The organism is Pseudomonas sp. CM25, assembly GCF_013179705.1.
Classification (GTDB): domain Bacteria; phylum Pseudomonadota; class Gammaproteobacteria; order Pseudomonadales; family Pseudomonadaceae; genus Aquipseudomonas.
This window is the reverse complement of record NZ_JABMCW010000595.1, coordinates 1-1,860: the sequence shown is the minus strand read 5'-3', so window position 1 is coordinate 1,860 and position 1,860 is coordinate 1. Positions and strand designations below refer to the sequence as shown.

Sequence of the window (1,860 nt, the reverse complement as noted above, 5' to 3'; positions counted from 1 at the left end):
CATCGCCCACGACTTCAACAACCTGCTTACCGGCATCATCACCAGCCTGGAACTGATCCGCAAACGGGTGGCGCAAAACCGTGTCGAGATGGTGCCCAAATACGCCGAGGCCGCGCTGAGTTCGGCCACCAGCGCCGCGTCGCTCACCCACCGCCTGCTGGCCTTCGCCCGCCAGCAGCCGCTGGACACCCGCCCGATCGATGTCAACCGGCACGTGCGTTCGCTGGAAGAGCTGCTGACGCGCACCATTGGCGAGCGAGTGATGCTGACCCTGGAATTGTCGCCCCAGCCAGCCATTGCCCTGGTCGATCCGGTGCAGCTGGAAAGCGCCGTGCTCAATCTGGTCATCAACGCCCGCGATGCGCTGTGCAAGAACGGCCAGATATGGGTCAACACTGCCGCGACCTGGTCCCACGGCAACCCCAACCTGCTGGATGGCCCGTACATTGCGGTGAGCGTGCGCGACGATGGCAGCGGTATCCAGCCCGAACTGCTGGAGAAAGTCTTCGACCCGTTCTTCACCACCAAACCCGTGGGGCAGGGCACTGGCCTGGGCTTGTCGACCATCTATGGCTTCGCCCGCCAATCGGGTGGGCATGTGGTATTGAGCAGTGTGGTCGGGCAGGGCACCGAAGTGACGCTGATGCTGCCCGCCAGTGCCGAGGCCGCTGTACACGTCGAGCGCGACAGCGGTCTGGACCTGCAAGGCAACGGCGAGCACGTGCTGGTGGTAGAGGACATGGCCTCCGTGCGCCTGTCGGTGGCCGAGGCGCTGACCGATGCGGGGTATCGCTGCAGCCTGGCCTCGACCACCGACGAAGCGCTGGCGTTATTGGGCGGCGACTCCAACCTGGACCTGATGCTGACCGACGTCGGCTTGCCGACGTTGAGCGGCCGCGAACTGGCTGACCTGGCACGGGGCTACCGGCCGGATCTGCCGGTGTTGTTCATGACCGGCTATGCGGATGCGGCACTCGACCGCCAGGCGTTTCTAGGGGTTGGCATGGATATGCTGTTGAAACCTTTTCAATTGGCAGAGTTGCTTGGGAAAGTCCGCCAGGCGGTACGCAAGGGCTGATGACAAAGCCATGCTTTGCACTTGATTACCCGGGTCGATAATATTTCCGGGCGACATTCAAATGGCATCATAAGTGATGCCAATTTAATGGCAATTAGTGTTCTTCAAGAAAATGGAGTTTCGGATGCAAGACCCGGCCAAACCAGCCCAGCAAGATATCGAATTACCGAATGGCGTCTTCCCGCCGATGCCTGGGTATACCAACGAAAACCTGCTCGAAGTGGTAAACACGCCTGTTGTGGCCTTCCTTGAGGCGCTGCAAGCCGACCCCGGGTTCATTCGGGAAACCAGCATCGCGCTGGTCACCCACTTGTGGGCCGACTTGCAACGGATGGGCATCGAGTACCAGATTTCGACCTGGTACCAGACGCCGTATCAACACCCGGAAACCCGCGCGCGCAATATCAGCAGCATGGCGCTGCAGCTGGGCAGCTTTGCCGCGCAGTCGGCGTTCGAATCGTTGCAGGGCTCGCCGCTGATGAACGAGGGCGATGATCTTGTGCGAGCGTTTACCGACAAGGCGGCGTGGGGCATACATGATCATATCGTCAGGCTGAATGACCAAACGCTAACCAACCCTGAAGAGCTGATGGGGAAGAAGGCGGAACTGGTGCGTGACGAATACTCGGATTACGTAAGCGCGCCGTTCGAACTTACCCCGAACGTGTTGCCTCCGATGGCAGGTTATACCCTCGACGATTTACTGGCGGCTGTACTAAGTCCGATCGCAGCATTTCTGCAACATCACAATATCGAAAACAGCCAGATTGACGATAGCGTGG

2 protein-coding genes are annotated in these 1,860 nt (G+C 60.1%); both read left to right on the top strand.

From position 1 onward, the window contains the following. On the top strand, positions 1–1,078 hold a 1,078-nt coding region (locus HP546_RS29805; RefSeq protein WP_172233333.1), incomplete at its 5' end, for an ATP-binding protein. Between the two features lie 124 nt (positions 1,079–1,202). Beyond that, on the top strand, positions 1,203–1,860 hold a 658-nt coding region (locus HP546_RS29800), incomplete at its 3' end, for a hypothetical protein (RefSeq protein ID WP_178126844.1).